Source organism: Pseudomonas putida (genome assembly GCF_002025705.1).
GTDB classification, from domain to species: domain Bacteria; phylum Pseudomonadota; class Gammaproteobacteria; order Pseudomonadales; family Pseudomonadaceae; genus Aquipseudomonas; species Aquipseudomonas putida_J.
This window is the reverse complement of record NZ_CP018846.1, coordinates 4,189,660-4,206,139: the sequence shown is the minus strand read 5'-3', so window position 1 is coordinate 4,206,139 and position 16,480 is coordinate 4,189,660. Positions and strand designations below refer to the sequence as shown.

The 16,480-nt window shown below is 62.8% G+C and carries 14 protein-coding genes; 8 read left to right on the top strand and 6 right to left on the bottom strand.

The features are described from left to right. Nucleotides 1-97: 97 nt before the first annotated feature. Nucleotides 98-982: a LysR substrate-binding domain-containing protein gene (locus tag BUQ73_RS18895; protein WP_079229209.1), complete on the bottom strand. Its 885-nt coding sequence runs from the start codon at nucleotides 980-982 to the stop codon at nucleotides 98-100. Between the two features lie 152 nt (nucleotides 983-1,134). On the opposite strand from BUQ73_RS18895, the gene BUQ73_RS18890 reads away from it, so the two are divergent. Then, nucleotides 1,135-4,155 (top strand): FAD-binding and (Fe-S)-binding domain-containing protein, encoded by a 3,021-nt coding sequence (locus BUQ73_RS18890; RefSeq protein ID WP_079229208.1) that lies wholly within the window; start codon nucleotides 1,135-1,137, stop codon nucleotides 4,153-4,155. Nucleotides 4,156-4,277: 122 nt separating this feature from the next. Here the strand turns inward: BUQ73_RS18890 and BUQ73_RS18885 are convergent, their stop codons facing one another. From BUQ73_RS18885 to phhA, 4 genes are all read right to left on the bottom strand, one after another. Continuing rightward, nucleotides 4,278-5,465 (bottom strand): MFS transporter, encoded by a 1,188-nt coding sequence (locus BUQ73_RS18885; protein WP_079229207.1) that lies wholly within the window; start codon nucleotides 5,463-5,465, stop codon nucleotides 4,278-4,280. 98 nt (nucleotides 5,466-5,563) lie between these two features. Beyond that, complete coding sequence (locus BUQ73_RS28830) at nucleotides 5,564-5,692, bottom strand: hypothetical protein (RefSeq protein ID WP_256208154.1); 129 nt, start codon at nucleotides 5,690-5,692, stop codon at nucleotides 5,564-5,566. 199 nt (nucleotides 5,693-5,891) lie between these two features. Further along, nucleotides 5,892-6,248: a 4a-hydroxytetrahydrobiopterin dehydratase gene (locus BUQ73_RS18880; protein ID WP_003254532.1), complete on the bottom strand. Its 357-nt coding sequence runs from the start codon at nucleotides 6,246-6,248 to the stop codon at nucleotides 5,892-5,894. Between the two features lie 38 nt (nucleotides 6,249-6,286). Beyond that, entirely contained in the window at nucleotides 6,287-7,075 is a 789-nt protein-coding gene (phhA, locus tag BUQ73_RS18875) for a phenylalanine 4-monooxygenase (protein WP_079229206.1), read from the bottom strand. 255 nt (nucleotides 7,076-7,330) lie between these two features. Between phhA and BUQ73_RS18865 the strand changes: the two genes are divergently transcribed. After that, entirely contained in the window at nucleotides 7,331-8,890 is a 1,560-nt protein-coding gene (locus BUQ73_RS18865) for a sigma-54-dependent transcriptional regulator (protein WP_079229205.1), read from the top strand. Between the two features lie 100 nt (nucleotides 8,891-8,990). Here the strand turns inward: BUQ73_RS18865 and BUQ73_RS18860 are convergent, their stop codons facing one another. Beyond that, entirely contained in the window at nucleotides 8,991-9,245 is a 255-nt protein-coding gene (locus tag BUQ73_RS18860) for a DUF2790 domain-containing protein (RefSeq protein WP_027921085.1), read from the bottom strand. A 419-nt stretch (nucleotides 9,246-9,664) separates the two neighbouring features. On the opposite strand from BUQ73_RS18860, the gene acs reads away from it, so the two are divergent. From acs to argR, 6 genes are all read left to right on the top strand, one after another. Further along, nucleotides 9,665-11,626 carry an acetate--CoA ligase gene (gene acs / locus BUQ73_RS18855; protein ID WP_027921086.1) on the top strand — a complete coding sequence of 654 codons (1,962 nt, stop codon included), beginning with the start codon at nucleotides 9,665-9,667 and terminating at the stop codon, nucleotides 11,624-11,626. A 625-nt stretch (nucleotides 11,627-12,251) separates the two neighbouring features. Then, on the top strand, nucleotides 12,252-13,037 hold the full coding sequence (locus BUQ73_RS18845) for an ABC transporter substrate-binding protein (protein WP_027921087.1): 786 nt from the start codon (nucleotides 12,252-12,254) through the stop codon (nucleotides 13,035-13,037). A gap of 91 nt (nucleotides 13,038-13,128) precedes the next feature. Next, on the top strand, nucleotides 13,129-13,818 hold the full coding sequence (locus BUQ73_RS18840) for an ABC transporter permease (protein WP_027921088.1): 690 nt from the start codon (nucleotides 13,129-13,131) through the stop codon (nucleotides 13,816-13,818). After that, a complete protein-coding gene (locus BUQ73_RS18835) occupies nucleotides 13,815-14,513 on the top strand; it encodes an ABC transporter permease (RefSeq protein ID WP_027921089.1) in 699 nt (232 codons plus the stop codon). The genes BUQ73_RS18840 and BUQ73_RS18835 overlap by 4 nt, the downstream gene beginning before the upstream one ends. 22 nt (nucleotides 14,514-14,535) lie before the next feature. Continuing rightward, nucleotides 14,536-15,300, top strand: a complete 765-nt coding sequence (locus tag BUQ73_RS18830) for an ABC transporter ATP-binding protein (RefSeq protein ID WP_027921090.1) — start codon at nucleotides 14,536-14,538, stop codon at nucleotides 15,298-15,300. A 100-nt stretch (nucleotides 15,301-15,400) separates the two neighbouring features. After that, nucleotides 15,401-16,381, top strand: coding sequence for a transcriptional regulator ArgR (argR, locus tag BUQ73_RS18825; RefSeq protein WP_079229203.1), 981 nt, complete (start codon nucleotides 15,401-15,403; stop codon nucleotides 16,379-16,381). The last annotated feature ends 99 nt before the right edge of the window (nucleotides 16,382-16,480 follow it).

Sequence of the window (16,480 nt, the reverse complement as noted above, 5' to 3'; positions counted from 1 at the left end):
TTATTGCCTGTTCCGGCCCTTTCGCGGGTAAACCCGCACCACAGGCAGTGAGTTCCCTGTGGGAGCGGGTTTACCCGCGAAGAGGCCGGAACAGGATTCAGATCTGTTCCAGCAACCAGCTGCGAAATGCCCTCAGTGAAGGCAAGGCTTCATTGCGCGGTGGATAGATCAGGTAATAACTGCGCTGGCTGGCAAACGCCGCCCCCGGGCTGAACAGCTCACCCTTGGCCAGCTCTTCCTCCACCAGAATCCTCGGTACCAGGCCGATGCCGATCCCGGCCCGCACGGCTTGTATCAGGTGCGAGGTCAGTTCGAAGCTTGGCCCCAGGCGCATCGCCCGGTGCGGCAAGCCGTGGTGCGAAAACCACTCGCCCCAGGCATGCGGGTTGTTGGCCACGTTCAGCAGTACCTCTTCACTGACCCGCGCCGGGCCCCAACCCTGGGCATCGCCGCCTGCTTCCGGCGGCAGGATCACCACCAGCTCCTCGGCGTGCAGCCGGTGGCAGATCAAGCCCGGCAGGTCATGGCTGGCCACGCCGATGGCAGCGTCGATCTCGCTGGTGTCGAAGTTGATCGCTTCGATGCGTGAATGGATATGCACCAGCATGCCCGGGTGGGCACTGTAGAACGCATGCAGGCGCGGCAGCAGCCACTTCGAGCCGAAGGTAGGCAAAGTCGCCAGGCGCAGGGTACCGACACCAGACTGATAGGCCAGTGCCTGCAGGGTGGCGCTGCGAATGCGCCCTAGCGCCTCGCTCAATTCGCGCTGATACAGCCGGCCGACGTCGGTCAGTTGCACCTGGCGGCCCTCGCGGCGGAACAGGGTCAGGCCCAGTTGCTGCTCCAGCGCCTGCACCTGGCGGCTGACCGCGCTCTGGGTCAGCGACAGTTCGGCGGCGGCGCGGGTGTAGCTTTCATGCCGGGCGGCGGCCTCGAAAGCCAGCAGCAGCGACATGGACGGTGTCAGGTGGCGGTAATTCATTCATAAAAGTCATTGATAGCGGCAGGATTATCCGTTTGCCCCTGAAGCGAAACTACAGGAACATTGGCCTATGCGTCATCCTCGCGTGTGGCTACCCATACCGGCATGACAGGATTCCCGTGAATTAGCCCATATCAAGAGGCCATCCTTCGATGATCGCCCAGCTGTCGACCCTTGCGCCGAGCGCCAACTACCCAGAATTCCTCGAAGCCCTGCGCAACAGCGGCTTCCGTGGCCAGATCAGCGCCGACTACGGTACCCGTACGGTGCTGGCCACCGACAACTCGATCTACCAGCGCCTGCCTCAGGCGGCGGTGTTCCCGCTGGATGCCGACGACGTGGCGCGGGTCGCCACGCTGATGGGCGAGCCACGCTTCAAAGAGGTCAAGCTGACCCCGCGTGGCGGCGGCACCGGCACCAATGGCCAGTCGCTGACCGACGGTATCGTCGTCGACCTGTCGCGGCACATGAACCAGATCCTCGAAATCAACGTCGAGGAGCGCTGGGTGCGGGTCCAGGCCGGTACGGTCAAGGACCAGCTCAATGCCGCGCTCAAGCCACACGGGCTGTTCTTCGCCCCTGAGCTGTCCACCTCCAACCGCGCCACCGTCGGCGGGATGATCAACACCGACGCCAGTGGCCAGGGCAGCTGCACCTACGGCAAGACCCGCGACCACGTGCTCGAACTGCACAGCGTGCTGCTTGGTGGCGAGCGCCTGCACAGCCTGGCGATCGACGACCGCGCGCTGGAGCAGGCATGTGCCACGCCTGGCCGGGTCGGCGAGGTGTACCGCATGGCCCGGGAGATCCAGGAAACCCAGGGCGAGCTGATCGAGACCACCTTCCCCAAGCTCAACCGCTGCCTGACCGGCTATGACCTGGCGCACCTGCGCGACGAGCAAGGCCGCTTCAACCTCAACAGCGTGCTGTGCGGTGCCGAGGGTTCGCTCGGCTATGTGGTCGAAGCCAAGCTCAATGTGCTGCCGATCCCGAAATACGCGGTGCTGGTCAACGTGCGCTACAGCAGCTTCATGGACGCCCTGCGCGACGCCAATGCGCTGATGGCGCTCAAGCCGCTGTCGATCGAAACGGTCGACTCCAAGGTGCTGATGCTGGCGATGAAGGACATCGTCTGGCACAGCGTTGCCGAATACTTCCCGGCCGACCCCGAGCGCCCGACCCTGGGCATCAACCTGGTGGAGTTCTGTGGTGACGAGCCTACGGAGGTCAATGCCCGGGTCCATGCGTTCATCGATCACCTGCAGAGCGACACCAGTGTCGAGCGCCTTGGCCACACCCTGGCCGAGGGCGCCGAGGCGGTAACCCGCGTCTACACCATGCGCAAGCGCTCGGTCGGCCTGCTCGGCAACGTCGAGGGCGAGGTGCGCCCGCAGCCGTTCGTTGAAGACACTGCCGTACCGCCAGAGCAGCTGGCCGACTACATCGCCGACTTCCGCGCGCTGCTCGATGGCTACGGCCTGGCCTACGGCATGTTCGGCCACGTCGATGCCGGTGTGCTGCACGTGCGCCCGGCGCTGGACATGAAAGACCCGGCCCAGGCCGCACTGGTCAAGCCGATTTCCGACGCCGTCGCCGCGCTGACCAAGCGCTACGGCGGCCTGCTGTGGGGCGAACACGGCAAGGGCCTGCGTTCGGAATACGTGCCGGAGTACTTCGGTGAGCTGTACCCGGCGCTGCAGCGCCTGAAGGGCGCCTTCGACCCGCACAACCAGCTCAACCCGGGCAAGATCTGCACGCCGCTGGGCAGCACCGAGGGCCTGACCCCAGTCGATGGCGTTACCCTGCGTGGCGAGCTCGACCGCACCATCGACGAGCGCGTGTGGCAGGACTTCCCCAGCGCCGTGCACTGCAACGGCAACGGTGCCTGCTACAACTACGACCCCAACGACGCCATGTGCCCGTCCTGGAAGGCTACCCGTGAACGCCAGCATTCGCCCAAGGGCCGCGCCTCGCTGATGCGCGAGTGGCTGCGCCTGCAGGGCGAGGCCAACATCGACGTGCTGGCGGCTGCGCGCAACAAGGTGTCGTGGCTCAAGGGCCTGCCGGCGCGGCTGCGCAACAACCGTGCACGCAGTCAGGGCCAGGAAGACTTCTCCCATGAGGTGTACGACGCCATGGCCGGCTGCCTGGCGTGCAAATCGTGCGCGGGGCAGTGCCCGATCAAGGTCAACGTGCCGGACTTCCGCTCGCGCTTCCTGGAGCTGTACCACGGCCGCTATCAGCGCCCGCTGCGTGATTACCTGATCGGCTCGCTGGAGTTCACCATTCCGTACCTGGCCCATGCACCTGGCCTGTACAACGCCGTGATGGGCTCCAAGTGGGTGAGCAAGCTGCTGGCGGACAAGGTCGGCATGGTCGACAGCCCGCTGATCAGCCGCTTCAACTTCCAGTCGACCCTGACCCGCTGCCGCGTCGGCGTGGCCAGCGTGCCGGCCCTGCGCGAACTGACCCCGGCCCAGCGCGAGCGCAGCATCGTACTGGTGCAGGATGCCTTCACCCGTTACTTCGAAACGCCGCTGCTGGCCGCTTTCATCGAGCTGGCCCATCGCCTGGGCCACCGGGTGTTCCTGGCGCCATATAGTGCCAACGGCAAGCCGCTGCACGTGCAGGGCTTCCTCGGCGCCTTCGCCAAGGCGGCGATCCGCAACGCTACCCAGCTCAAGGCCCTGGCTGACTGCGGCGTGCCGCTGGTGGGCCTGGACCCGGCGATGACCCTGGTCTACCGCCAGGAATACCAGAAGGTGCCGGGCCTGGATGGGTGCCCGAATGTACTGCTGCCGCAGGAGTGGCTGATGGATGTGCTGCCGGAGCAGGTGCCTGCCGCGCCGGGCAATTTCCGCCTGATGGCGCATTGCACCGAGAAGACCAACGTGCCGGCCAGCACCCGGCAGTGGGAGCAGGTGTTTGCCCGTCTGGGGTTGAAGCTGGTGACCGAGGCGACGGGTTGCTGTGGCATGTCTGGTACCTACGGGCACGAGGCGCGCAACCAGGGCACTTCGCGGACCATCTTCGAGCAGTCGTGGGCGACCAAGCTGGACAAGGAAGGGGAGGCGTTGGCGACTGGCTACTCGTGCCGCAGCCAGGTCAAGCGTATGACCGAGCGGCAGATGCGCCACCCGCTTGAGGTGGTGTTGCAGTACGCCAGGCGCTGACCTTCAGGGCCCCGGGGGCTGCTTTGCAGCCCTTTCGCGACACAAGGCCGCTCCTACAGGGGATCGCATTCTCTTGTAGGAGCGGCCTTGTGTCGCGAAAGGAGCGCAAAGCGCTCCCAGCTTTATTGGCCGCGCCCCAGCCGCGCCTGGCGATAAAGATACAGGCTCAACACCAACCCACAGCAAGCCGCCGCAGCCGCAAACAGAAACATCGAAGCAAACCCGAACCCCGACGCCACCGCACCCACCAGCGGCCCGGTAATCCCCAGCGACAGGTCGATGAACAGCGAATAAGCCCCCACCGCCGCCCCGCGGTTGGCCGCCGACACCTGGTTCACCGCTTCCACCCCCAGTGCCGGGAACACCAGCGAGAAACCGAACCCGCTCAGTGCAGCGCCTGCCAACGCCATCTCGGCATTCGGCGCCAGCCACAGCATCAGCAGCCCAAGGGTTTCCACCGAAAGGCAAACGATTGCCACCCTGAACCCACCCATGCGGTTGATCAGGTTGCCGAACAGCAGCCGCGCGCAGATGAAGCTGGCGCCGAACAGGCTCAAGGTCAGTGCTGCATTGGCCCAGCCACGGCTGGCGTAGTACAGGGTGATGAACGTGGCGATGGTGCCAAAGCCGATGGAACCCAAGGCCAGCCCCGAACCGTGCGGGAATACCTTGCCCAGTACCTGCATGAACGGCAGGCGCTTGCCGCTGACGACGGGCGCCGCGTGCTTCGGCCAGGCCAGCAGCAGGCCAAGGCCGCATAGCAGGATGATGCTCACCCCCATGCTCCACAGCCCCAGGCTCTTGACCATCAGCACGCCCAATGGCGCACCGATGGCCAGCGCGCCATAGCTGGCGATGCCGTTCCAGGAGATGACCTTGGCCGTGTGCTCGGCACCGACCCGGCCGATACCCCAGCCGATCGAGCCAGAGCCCACCAGGCTCTCCGCGCTGCCAAGCACCAGGCGGCCGACCAGCAGGCAGCTCAGGCTGACCCAGGGCAGGTGGGTGAGGAAGGCGCAGGCAAGCATGAACACCCCGCTCAGGCCGCAGCCGAACAGGCCGTACATCACGGCTTTCTTGCTGCCCAGGTTATCGATGATGCGGCTGGCGGTAGGGCGGCTGAGCAGGGTGGCGAGGTACTGCACGCTGATCACCAGGCCGGCGATCACGGCACTGAAGCCGAGGTCGTTGTGCACATAGCCAGGCAGCACGGCCAGGGGGATGCCGATGTTCAGGTAGCCGATGAAGGTGAAGAGGACGATGGATACGACTTGCAGGGTGACCGCAAGGGGGCGCGGTGAGTCAGGCATGGGGGTCTTCGTGGCAGAGGTTCGTGACGGTGTGAAAACGTGATGACGGGGGTGGCCCGCAGGTCAGCCGTTTTCACACAGTCGGAGGGATGCGCAGTTTATTCCTGGTCAGCGCTGGATTGATCGTCACCATCCTGATCGACGGCAGGCGTCGGTTCGGCGTGGACGGTAACGGTTGGCTCTTCTGGGTTCAGGCTTGGGAAGGGAAGATTCGGGATTTCATGCATCTCGTCGTTCCTCGCAAGTGTGAGTGAAAAGTCTGCGCCAGGCGCGTTCGGAGCTTCGTAAAGCTGGGGCAGGATACACAAGTCTGGATGACAGTTTGTATTTTTTCCCGGTCGCTTGTCGGTTTTGCGGGCGGATACCGGACAGATTTCGGACAGACAGCGGGCAAAAAAACAGGGCCTTGAGGCCCTGTCGGTGGTGTTACTTACGGCCTTCAGCCGTCTCGGCGACCTTGTCGGTGCGCGCGCACATGATGAAGTCGTTGCGGTGCAGGCCCTTGATCGAGTGGCTCCACCAGGTCACGGTGACCTTGCCCCACTCGGTCAGCAGGCCAGGGTGGTGGCCTTCGGCTTCGGCGATCTCGCCCACGGCATTGGTGAACGCCAGGGCATGCTTGAAGTTCTTGAACAGGAACACGCGCTCGAGCTCCATATGGCCATCGCGGACTTCGATGTTCCAGTCCGGGATCTCGCGGATCAGCTCGGCCAGTTCTTCGTCGGTGACCTTGGGTGCGTCAGCGCGGCAGGCTTCGCAGTGGGCTTGGTTCAAGGCATTCATGGTGTGTTTTCCGCTTCGAGTTGTTATCGGCAAGGTGCTCAGGCAGCGACCTTGGGTGGAAATTTCGGTGCATGCAGCCCCAGCTGCATGGCTTTGTGGACCATCGCCATGATGTCTTCATGGGCCAGGTCGAACAGGCGTTTCATGTTCGGCAGCACGAAGTACAGCGGCTGCAGAATGTCGATACGGTAGGGGGTGCGCATGGCCTCGATCGGGTCGAAGGCCTGGTGCTCAGGCTCGCCAGAAAGACTGTAGACGGTCTCTTTCGGCGAAGAGAGGATGCCGCCGCCATAGATCTTGCGACCCTGTGCGGTCTCCATCAGGCCGAACTCGATGGTCATCCAGTACAGGCGTGCCAGGTACACGCGTTGTTCCTTGGTCGCTGCCAGGCCGAGCTTGCCGTAGGTGTGGGTGAATTCGGCAAAGAACGGGTTGGTCAGCAGCGGGCAGTGGCCGAAGATCTCGTGGAAGATGTCCGGTTCCTGCAGGTAGTCCAGTTCTTCCGGGGTGCGGATGAAGGTGGCGACCGGGAAGCGTTTGCTGGCCAGCAGCTCGAAGAAGGTCTGGAAGGGGATCAGTGCCGGTACCCGGGCAACCTGCCAGCCGGTGGTGGCGCCCAGCACCTTGTTGACTTCGCCCAGCTGCGGGATGCGGTCATGGGGCAGCTTGAGCTGGTCGATGCCATCCAGGTATTCCTGGCACGCGCGGCCTTCGATGACTTTCAGCTGGCGAGTGATCAGGGTGTTCCATACCGCATGCTCTTGCTGCGGGTAATCGATAAAACCGTGCGCATCGGGCTCGCGTGCCACGTATTGCGTCTGTTTCATGTGGCTCTCCTGGTGAGGGCTTTCTTGTTATGTCCACGACATGACTCAGGAATATCCCTTCACCGGTTGATTTGCACGGGGGCAGCGTCTGCTGGCAGGTGCACTTTGGCCGGATATTCGTAACGATAATTTTACAAAATGCCCTGCATGCCGGAAAATCCGGGTCATCAAGCTGCCCTTTGTGTCGTTTTTGGCAGTTTATCTTTACGACTTTTCCGTGCGACGTTGAAAAACTTCGCCGCTTCGAGAGCATCCATGCGTATCAAAGTGCATTGCCAGAACCGCATCGGCATCCTTCGCGACATCCTCAACCTGCTGGTGGAATACGGCATCAACGTACTGCGCGGCGAGGTGGGGGGAGACCATGGCAACGCCATCTACCTGCACTGCCCGAACCTGATCAATCTGCAGTTCCAGGCGCTGCGGCCCAAGTTCGAATCGATTGCCGGCGTGTTCGGGGTCAAGCGCGTTGGCCTGATGCCCAGCGAGCGCCGCCACATGGAGCTCAATGCGTTGCTCGGTGCGCTGGATTTCCCGGTGCTGTCGATCGACATGGGGGGCAGCATCGTCGCTGCCAACCGCACCGCGGCGCAGTTGCTCGGGGTGCGGGTCGACGAAGTGCCGGGCATGCCGCTGGCGCGCTACGTCGAGGATTTCGACCTGCCGGAGCTGGTGCGCGCCAACAAGTCGCGCATCAATGGCCTGCGTATCAAGGTCAAGGGTGATGTGTTCCTGGCCGATATCGCGCCGCTGCAGTCAGAGCACGATGACAGCGAGGCCCTGGCCGGTGCCGTGCTGACCTTGCATCGCGCCGACCGCATCGGTGAGCGCATCTATAACGTGCGCAAGCAGGAGTTGCGCGGTTTCGACAGCATCTTCCAGAGCTCGCGGGTAATGGCAGCGGTGGTGCGTGAGGCGCGGCGCATGGCGCCGCTGGATGCGCCCTTGCTGATCGAAGGCGAGACCGGTACTGGCAAGGAGTTGCTGGCCCGCGCCTGTCACCTGGCCAGCCCGCGTGGCCAGGCACCTTTGATGGCACTCAACTGCGCCGGCCTGCCAGAGTCGATGGCCGAAACCGAGCTGTTCGGTTATGGCCCCGGGGCTTTCGAGGGGGCGCGTGCCGAGGGCAAGCTGGGGCTGCTGGAGTTGACGGCTGGCGGTACGTTGTTCCTCGATGGCGTGGGGGAGATGAGCCCGCGCCTGCAGGTAAAGCTGCTGCGCTTCCTGCAGGATGGTTGCTTCCGCCGTGTCGGTAGCGACGAAGAGGTGTACCTGGATGTGCGGGTGATCTGCGCCACCCAGGTCGACCTGTCCGAGTTGTGCGCCCGCGGCGAATTCCGCCAGGACCTGTATCACCGGCTCAACGTGCTGTCGCTGCACATTCCGCCGCTGCGCGAATGCATGGACGGGTTGGAGGGCCTGGTGCAGCACTTCCTCGATCAGGCCAGCCGGCAAATCGGCTGCGCCATGCCGCGCCTGGCACCAGCGGCCATGGACAAGCTCAGCCAGTATCACTGGCCAGGTAATGTGCGGCAGCTGGAGAACGTGTTGTTCCAGGCGGTCTCGTTATGCGAAGGCGGGGTGGTGAAGGGCGAGCATATCCGCTTGCCGGATTATGGCGTGCGGCAGCCGTTGGGCGAGTTTTCGCTGGATGGGGATCTTTCGCAGATTGTAGGGCGATTTGAAAAGGCGGTACTGGAAAGTCTGATGGGGGAGTTTCCAAGTAGCCGGGCACTGGGAAAACGCCTGGGTGTTTCCCATACGACAATTGCCAACAAGTTGCGGGATTATTCGCTGGGCAAGTCGGCAGATTAAAGGGCTGTTATTTAATGCCTCGTTAACTTCCAATTCGGGGTGAAAGTTGCAGGCGGGCAAGAACGCGAACGGGGCCCGCAGGGGCCCCGATTCGAAGGTATCAGCCGTTGGAGCAGCCGTTCCCCATCACGCGGTATTCGAGAATGTGCTTCTGGCCCTTGGAGTCCTCGTAGGTCATGCGGGCGGGCACTACTTCGCAGACGTTGGGCACTTCGCTCATGGAGATGACGCGGGCAATGTCCAGGTGCTGCGAGTAACTGTACTGTTCAACCGGAATCTGCTCGACATTGTTTGCTTCGCCGGCCATCGCCGCGCCGCAAAGACTGCCAAGTACCAATACCAGTAAAGCTTTCATTTTCTATTTACCTGTCTAAGGTCGTGAGGGGGCACGCGGCGCTTGTGGCGCCGCGGGTATTGCCAAAGTTCAACTATCGGGATTAGAGAGGGATTAACTGATTGCCTTCGTGGGGGCTGTTCCAGTAGTTAATCGCCTTGCCGTTGCTGGCGAGGTGAATCTTATGCCTGAGCAACTAAGGGAAACAGATGGCGTTTTGATAAAGTTTTTTCGCCTTTTTCCATAATCTGTAACAATCCCTTGGCAAGCACCCTCGTGTTTTTCCCTTGCCGGGCCGGCGGCTGCGGGCTAGAGCCTCCCGCGCCGTGCGCATGAAGATTTGCCGGGCGTGCTACTACCATCGTCGTATGGTTTTTCCCGCTCTGGTACAGTTACAAACGATTCCATACAAAAACAACTATTACACCGAGGTAACACAGATGAGTGCGGCTCCACTGTATCCCGTTCGTCCCGAGGTTGCGGCCACTACCCTGACCGACGAGGCCACCTACAAGGCCATGTACCAGCAATCGGTGATCAACCCGGACGGCTTCTGGCGCGAGCAGGCCCAGCGTCTGGACTGGATCAAGCCCTTCACCAAGGTCAAGCAGACCTCGTTCGACGACCACCATGTCGATATCAAGTGGTTTGCCGACGGCACTCTCAACGTTTCCTCCAACTGCCTGGACCGCCATCTCGAAGAGCGCGGCGACCAGCTGGCAATCATCTGGGAGGGCGACGACCCTTCCGAGCACCGCAACATCACCTACCGCGAGCTGCACGAGCAGGTCTGCAAGTTCGCCAACGCCCTGCGCGGCCAGGACGTGCACCGTGGCGATGTGGTGACCATCTACATGCCGATGATCCCCGAGGCCGTGGTGGCCATGCTGGCCTGCGCCCGCATCGGTGCCATCCACTCGGTGGTGTTCGGCGGCTTCTCGCCGGAAGCCTTGGCCGGGCGCATCATCGACTGCAAGTCCAAAGTGGTGATCACTGCTGACGAAGGCCTGCGTGGCGGCCGTCGCACGCCGCTCAAGGCCAACGTCGACCTGGCGCTGACCAACCCGGAAACCAACAGCGTGCAGAAGATCATCGTGTGCAAGCGCACCGGTGGCGACATCGCCTGGCACCAGCATCGCGACATCTGGTACGAGGACCTGATGAAGGTTGCCTCCAGCCACTGTGCGCCGAAGGAAATGGGTGCCGAGGAGCCGCTGTTCATCCTTTATACCTCCGGCTCCACCGGCAAGCCGAAGGGTGTGCTGCACACCACCGGTGGTTACCTGGTGTATGCCGCGCTGACCCATGAGCGCGTGTTCGACTACCGCCCGGGCGAAGTCTACTGGTGCACCGCCGACGTCGGCTGGGTCACCGGCCACAGCTACATTGTCTATGGCCCGCTGGCCAACGGCGCAACTACGCTGCTGTTCGAAGGCGTACCGAATTACCCGGACATCACCCGCGTGTCGAAGATCGTCGACAAGCACAAGGTCAATATCCTCTACACCGCGCCGACCGCCATCCGCGCCATGATGGCCGAAGGGCAGGCTGCCGTTGCCGGTGCCGACGGTTCCAGCCTGCGCCTGCTGGGCTCGGTCGGCGAGCCGATCAACCCCGAGGCCTGGAACTGGTACTACAAGACCGTCGGCAAAGAGCGTTGCCCGATCGTCGATACCTGGTGGCAGACCGAGACCGGGGGTGTGCTGATCAGCCCGCTGCCGGGTGCCACGGCACTCAAGCCGGGCTCGGCGACCCGTCCATTCTTCGGTGTGGTGCCGGCGCTGGTGGATAACCTGGGCAACCTGATCGAAGGGGCTGCCGAAGGCAACCTGGTGATTCTCGATTCCTGGCCGGGCCAGTCGCGTTCGCTGTACGGCGACCACGACCGCTTCGTCGATACCTACTTCAAGACCTTCCGTGGCATGTACTTCACCGGCGACGGTGCGCGTCGTGACGAGGATGGCTACTACTGGATCACCGGCCGCGTGGACGACGTGCTCAACGTGTCCGGCCACCGCATGGGTACCGCCGAGATCGAGAGCGCCATGGTCGCCCACGCCAAGGTCGCCGAGGCGGCGGTGGTCGGCGTGCCGCACGACATCAAGGGGCAGGGCATCTATGTCTATGTCACCCTCAATGCCGGAATCGAGCCGAGCGAGCAGCTGCGCCTGGAGCTGAAGAACTGGGTGCGCAAGGAGATCGGCCCGATTGCCTCGCCGGATGTGATCCAGTGGGCGCCGGGGCTGCCGAAGACCCGTTCGGGCAAGATCATGCGGCGCATCCTGCGCAAGATCGCCACGGCCGAATACGATGCCCTGGGTGATATCTCGACCCTGGCCGACCCAGGTGTGGTGCAGCACCTGATCGATACTCACAAGGCGATGAGCCTGGCTACGGCCTGATTCCAGGCTGGCCGCGGCCCCTTGTGGGAGCGGCCTTGTGTCGCGAAAGGGCCGCGCAGCGGCCCCGGCAATACAGGCTGCGAAGCTAAAATCCTGGGGCCGCTGCGCAGCCCTATCGCGACACAAGGCCGCTCCCACAAAGAGGCGCGCCGCGAGTATGAACCCCGCCAGGGCAACCGGCGGGGTTTTTGCTTTACTGTTACCCGACAATCATCGGTAACTCTTCTGTCACCGATTTCGCACAGGATCGGGGCGCAGGGAAACACATCCGTGCCGTTTTGGTGCGTCTCGGTGGCCATTTACAGCCAGGTGGAACGCTGCACTTGCCGTAATGCAAGGCTTTGCCAATAATAGGCCCAGTAATTGCTTGGCTTACAGGTTATTTCTCTCGAGCTCTTGCATGATTTGCAAAAGCTGTCAACATCGCCCGCCGCGATTTCAAGCGCTTCTGTAAGTAGTTGTCGCTTTGAAGAAATATCGACTACCGGGCTGTCGTTAAAATGCCACTCACTCGCTCGTGGTCTGCGACCTTGGTCGAAACCTGCGCGGCTCGCGTTGTACCCATTCGCATATCGGGCAGCTGTTACCCCTGCCTCGTATTGCCCCGTACCGATGGAGTTACCTGATGAAGAAGCTCGCACTGCTTGGCGCCCTCGCGCTTTCCGTGTTTTCCCTGGTATCGCAGGCCGATGAAAAACCGTTGAAGATCGGCATCGAAGCCGCCTACCCACCCTTCGCCTTCAAGCAGCCGGACGGCAGCATCGCCGGTTTCGACTACGACATCGGCAATGCCCTGTGTGAAGAAATGAAGGCCAAGTGCACCTGGGTCGAGCAAGAGTTCGACGGCCTGATCCCGGCGCTTAAGGTGCGCAAGATCGACGCCATCCTGTCGTCCATGTCGATCACCGATGATCGCAAGAAGTCGGTCGACTTCACCAAGCGCTACTACCTGACCCCGGCGCGCCTGGTCATGAAGGAAGGCTCCACCGTCAGCGACAGCCTCGACGAGCTCAAGGGCAAGAAGATCGGCGTGCAGCGCGGCTCGATCCACGACCGCTTCGCCAAGGAAGTCCTGGCTCCGAAGGGCGCCACCGTGGTGCCTTACGGCACCCAGAACGAAATCTACCTGGACGTTGCCGCCGGCCGCCTGGACGGTACCGTGGCCGACGCCACCCTGCTCGAAGACGGCTTCCTGAAAACCGACGCTGGCAAGGGCTTTGCCTTCGTCGGCCCATCGTTCACCGACGTGAAGTACTTCGGTGACGGCGTCGGTATTGCCGTGCGCAAGGGTGACGACGCCAACCGCGAGCGCATCAACAAGGCCATCGACGCCATCCGCGCCAACGGCAAGTACAAAGAAATCGAGAAGAAGTACTTCAACTTCGATATCTACGGTCCAGACTCGAACTAAGACATCGAGTTTCACCTGTGCAATGGTGCAAACAGCAGAGGCTCTGAGGTTTGCACCATTTTTCATTCCCAAGCCCTGAGGAATCCGAATCATGTTGAAAGGCTATGGGGCAGTCATCCTCGACGGGGCGTGGCTGACGCTGCAGCTCGCCCTGTCGTCGATGGCCCTGGCCATCGTCCTCGGCCTGATCGGCGTGGCGCTGCGTTTGTCGCCGGTGCGCTGGCTGGCCTGGCTGGGGGATCTGTACTCCACGGTGATCCGTGGTATCCCCGACCTGGTCCTGATCCTGCTGATCTTCTACGGCGGCCAGGACATCATCAACCGGGTGGCGCCGCTGCTCGGCTATGACGACTACATCGACCTTAACCCGCTGGTGGCCGGTATCGGCACGCTGGGCTTCATTTTTGGCGCGTACCTGTCGGAAACCTTCCGTGGTGCGTTCCTCGGTATCCCCAAGGGCCAGGCCGAAGCCGGCGTGGCCTATGGCATGAGTGCGCGCCAGGTGTTCTTCCGCATCCAGGTGCCGCAGATGATTCGCCTGGCCATCCCGGGCTTCACCAACAACTGGCTGGTGCTGACCAAGGCCACGGCGCTGATTTCGGTGGTCGGCCTGCAGGACATGATGTTCAAGGCCAAGCAGGCGGCCGACGCCACCCGCGAACCTTTCACCTTCTTCCTGGCCGTGGCCGCGCTGTACCTGGTGATCACCAGTATTTCGCTGCTGGCGCTGAAGTATCTCGAGCGCCGCTACTCGGTAGGCGTCAAGGTGGCTGAACTATGATCTTCGACTACAACGTCGTCTGGGAAGCCATGCCGCTGTACCTTGGCGGCCTGCTGACCACCCTCAAGCTGCTGGCGCTGTCGCTGCTGTTCGGCCTGCTGGCGGCCATCCCGCTGGGCCTGATGCGCGTATCCAAGCAGCCGCTGGTGAACATGGGTGCCTGGCTGTACACCTATGTGATCCGTGGCACGCCGATGCTGGTGCAGCTGTTCCTGATCTACTACGGGCTGGCCCAGTTCGAGGCGGTGCGCGAGAGCATCTTCTGGCCGTGGCTGTCCAGCGCAACCTTCTGCGCCTGCCTGGCCTTTGCCATCAACACCAGCGCCTACACCGCCGAAATCATCGCCGGCAGCCTCAAGGCCACGCCCCATGGCGAGATCGAGGCGGCCAAGGCCATGGGCATGTCACGCATGAAGATGTACCGCCGCATCCTGCTGCCGTCGGCCCTGCGCCGGGCGCTGCCGCAGTACAGCAACGAAGTGATCATGATGCTGCAGACCACCAGCCTGGCGTCGATCGTGACCCTGATCGACATCACCGGTGCAGCGCGCACGGTCAATGCCCAGTACTACCTGCCTTTCGAGGCCTACATCACGGCGGGCGTGTTCTACCTGTGCCTGACCTTCATCCTCGTGCGCCTGTTCAAGATGGCCGAACGCCGCTGGCTCGGCTACCTGGCGCCGCGCAAGCACTGAACGCTCTGTGAGAACCGACAGTATGTACAAACTCGAAGTCCAAGACCTGCACAAGCGCTACGGCAGCCATGAAGTGCTCAAGGGCGTTTCCCTGGCGGCCAAGGCCGGCGACGTGATCAGCATCATCGGCTCCAGCGGTTCGGGCAAGTCGACCTTCCTGCGCTGCATCAACCTGCTGGAGCAGCCCCATGCAGGGAAGATCCTGCTCAACAACGAAGAGCTGAAGCTTCAGCCCGGCAAGGACGGCGCGCTCAAGGCCTCCGACCCGCGCCAGCTGCAGCGCATGCGCTCGCGCCTGTCGATGGTGTTCCAGCATTTCAACCTGTGGTCGCACATGACCGCGCTGGAGAACATCATCGAAGCGCCAGTGCACGTTCTCGGGGTGAGCAAGAAGGAAGCCCTGGAGAAGGCCGAACATTACCTGGCCAAGGTCGGTGTGGCGCACCGCAAGGACGCCTTCCCCGGGCACATGTCTGGCGGTGAGCAGCAGCGTGTGGCCATTGCCCGGGCCCTGGCCATGGAGCCGGAGGTCATGCTGTTCGACGAGCCGACTTCGGCGCTCGACCCCGAGCTGGTGGGTGATGTGCTCAAGGTCATGCAGGCCCTGGCCCAGGAAGGCCGTACCATGGTGGTGGTGACCCACGAAATGGGCTTTGCCCGCGAAGTGTCGAACCAGCTGGTGTTCCTGCACAAAGGCCTGGTCGAAGAGACCGGTTGCCCGCGTGAAGTGCTGGCCAACCCGCAATCGGAGCGGCTCAAGCAGTTCCTCTCCGGCAGCTTGAAGTAAAAGGCTGCATATTTGCACCAGAATAGGGCATGCTGCGCAGCGAGCGCAGCCTGACCCGGCGCCACTGACTCGAACGAACCCAGGTTTCGGACCGCACCCTATGACCACCCAGCGAATCGGTTTTCTCATCTGGCCAAGCACCAAGCCTTTGACCTTGGCGCTGGCGGAGGAAGTGTTGCAGGTGGCCCAGCGGGTGCATCCGGAGGTGGTCTACGAGATCGCCTTTCTCCAGGCGGAGCCGGTCGAGGAGGGCGCCTGGCGCCTGCCGGGCGAGCCGTGGAATGGGCGCCTGGAGGGCTGTCACAAGCTCTTCCTGTTGGCAGACGACTTGCCCCAGGCGGTGGGTTCGGCGCTGTCGGCGGCGCTCAAGCAGCTGGCGCGCAGTGGCTGCATGATCGGTGGTCTGTCCGCTGGTGTGTATCCGCTGGCCATGCTTGGTTTGCTTGATGGCTACCGTGCGGCGGTGCACTGGCGCTGGCAGGATGATTTCGCCGAGCGTTTCCCCAAGGTGATTGCCACCAGCCACCTGTTCGACTGGGATCGTGATCGCCTGACGGCCTGTGGTGGCATGGCGGTGACCGACCTGTTGCTGGCGGTGCTGGCCCGCGATCATGGGGCTGAGCTTGCCGGGGCGGTGTCCGAGGAGCTGGTGGTCGAGCGCATTCGCGAAGGTGGCGAGCGCCAGCGCATTCCGCTGCAGAACCGCCTTGGTTCGAGCCATCCGAAGCTGACCCAGGCCGTGCTGTTGATGGAAGCGAACATCGAAGAGCCGCTGACCACTGATGAAATTGCCCAGCATGTCTGCGTCTCTCGCCGGCAGCTGGAGCGGATCTTCAAGCAGTACCTCAACCGCGTGCCGAGCCAGTATTACCTGGAGCTGCGGCTGAACAAGGCGCGGCAGATGCTGATGCAGACCAGCAAGTCGATCATCCAGATCGGGTTGTCCTGTGGCTTCTCCTCGGGGCCGCATTTCTCTAGTGCCTATCGCAACTTCTTTGGCGCCACGCCGCGGGAAGACCGCAACCAGCGGCGCAGCAGCAGCCCGTTCGAACTGAGCTCGGCGCCGGCCGAAAAGTGCTGAGGTTTCGGGTGGGGGCGGGGTGCATGCCTTGGGTTTGAGGGTGGTGCTGAAATCGAGCGCCGCCCGCGCGGCGCATCGCGGATGAATCCGCTCCTACAT

Coding starts and splice junctions, on each gene's coding strand:
- BUQ73_RS18860 (WP_027921085.1), bottom strand. CDS start 9,245: ATGAAAGCTTTACTGGTATTGGTACTTGGCAGTCTTTGCGGCGCGGCG.
- BUQ73_RS18840 (WP_027921088.1), top strand. CDS start 13,129: ATGTTGAAAGGCTATGGGGCAGTCATCCTCGACGGGGCGTGGCTGACG.
- acs (WP_027921086.1), top strand. CDS start 9,665: ATGAGTGCGGCTCCACTGTATCCCGTTCGTCCCGAGGTTGCGGCCACT.
- BUQ73_RS28830 (WP_256208154.1), bottom strand. CDS start 5,692: ATGCATGAAATCCCGAATCTTCCCTTCCCAAGCCTGAACCCAGAAGAG.
- BUQ73_RS18880 (WP_003254532.1), bottom strand. CDS start 6,248: ATGAATGCCTTGAACCAAGCCCACTGCGAAGCCTGCCGCGCTGACGCA.
- argR (WP_079229203.1), top strand. CDS start 15,401: ATGACCACCCAGCGAATCGGTTTTCTCATCTGGCCAAGCACCAAGCCT.
- BUQ73_RS18845 (WP_027921087.1), top strand. CDS start 12,252: ATGAAGAAGCTCGCACTGCTTGGCGCCCTCGCGCTTTCCGTGTTTTCC.
- BUQ73_RS18895 (WP_079229209.1), bottom strand. CDS start 982: ATGAATTACCGCCACCTGACACCGTCCATGTCGCTGCTGCTGGCTTTC.
- BUQ73_RS18830 (WP_027921090.1), top strand. CDS start 14,536: ATGTACAAACTCGAAGTCCAAGACCTGCACAAGCGCTACGGCAGCCAT.
- phhA (WP_079229206.1), bottom strand. CDS start 7,075: ATGAAACAGACGCAATACGTGGCACGCGAGCCCGATGCGCACGGTTTT.
- BUQ73_RS18865 (WP_079229205.1), top strand. CDS start 7,331: ATGCGTATCAAAGTGCATTGCCAGAACCGCATCGGCATCCTTCGCGAC.
- BUQ73_RS18890 (WP_079229208.1), top strand. CDS start 1,135: ATGATCGCCCAGCTGTCGACCCTTGCGCCGAGCGCCAACTACCCAGAA.
- BUQ73_RS18835 (WP_027921089.1), top strand. CDS start 13,815: ATGATCTTCGACTACAACGTCGTCTGGGAAGCCATGCCGCTGTACCTT.
- BUQ73_RS18885 (WP_079229207.1), bottom strand. CDS start 5,465: ATGCCTGACTCACCGCGCCCCCTTGCGGTCACCCTGCAAGTCGTATCC.